The organism is Streptomyces bullii, assembly GCF_042657145.1.
In the GTDB taxonomy this organism is placed as follows: Bacteria; Actinomycetota; Actinomycetes; order Streptomycetales; family Streptomycetaceae; genus Streptomyces; species Streptomyces bullii.
In genome coordinates this window covers 1-902 of sequence record NZ_JBHSNY010000044.1, presented here as the reverse complement: position 1 = coordinate 902, position 902 = coordinate 1, and the positions used below count along the sequence as shown (strand labels likewise).

General features: G+C 68.0%; 1 protein-coding gene. It reads right to left on the bottom strand.

The features are described from left to right. Nucleotides 1-10 precede the first annotated feature (10 nt). Nucleotides 11-862: an IS5 family transposase gene (locus tag ACFPZJ_RS39790; RefSeq protein WP_381031969.1), complete on the bottom strand. Its 852-nt coding sequence runs from the start codon at nucleotides 860-862 to the stop codon at nucleotides 11-13. Nucleotides 863-902 lie beyond the last annotated feature (40 nt).

The following is a 902-nucleotide window of genomic DNA, read 5'->3' as shown; positions in this document are numbered from 1 at the left end:
AGGGGTCCTTTCAGAATGCTGGGATCTTGCGGGCGAGGGTCATGCAGTGGGCGAGCTGGAGGAACGCGTCGTGCATGTCGTCTCGGGTTTCCCAGCGGGTCCGTAAGCGGCGAGGGCCGTGGAGCCAGGCGATGGCCGACTCGGCAACCCAACGCACACGGCCCAGGCCCGAGCCATGTGGCTGTCCGCGCCGGGCGATCTTCGGAACGATGCCGCGCTCACGCAGCCGACGACGGTAGCTGTCATGGTCGTAGCCGCGGTCGGCATACAACGCCCGGGGCTTGCACCGAGGCCGGCCCCGCTTGCCCCGCACCGGCGGCACCCCGTCGACCAGCGGCAGGAGCTGCGTGACGTCGTTGCGGTGCCCGCCCGTCAACGACACCCGCAGCGGGATACCGTGCGCCTCCGTCAGCACGTGATGCTTCGAGCCCGGCCGTGCACGGTCAACCGGACTCGGACCGACTTTTGGGCTGCTTCGCCCCCGCTTGGCCTGCACATGGGAAGCGTCAACGGCGACGCGGGAGAAATCCAGGCGGTCCGCCGCCCGCAACCGGTCCAGCAGCACCCGCTGAAGTTCCTCCCACACCCCGGCCTCCTGCCACTCGGCCAACCGCCGCCAGCAGGTAGGACCGGAACCGAACCCCAACTCCTGCGGCAGGTACTCCCACTGGATGCCGGTGTAGAGGACGAACAGCACACCCTGCAGGGTCTTGCGGTCATCGATCCGCTTGCGCCCCGGATGCCGGAACCGCCGCTCATGCTTCGGCAGCAGTGGCTCGATCACCGCCCACAGCTCGTCACTGATCTCCCACGGCTTCCGCCGTGCCACGGGCCACTCCCACAAAGACGGAATCACTTCCATCTCCACCGTGCCACAGGAAGATCATTCTGCAAGGACCCCT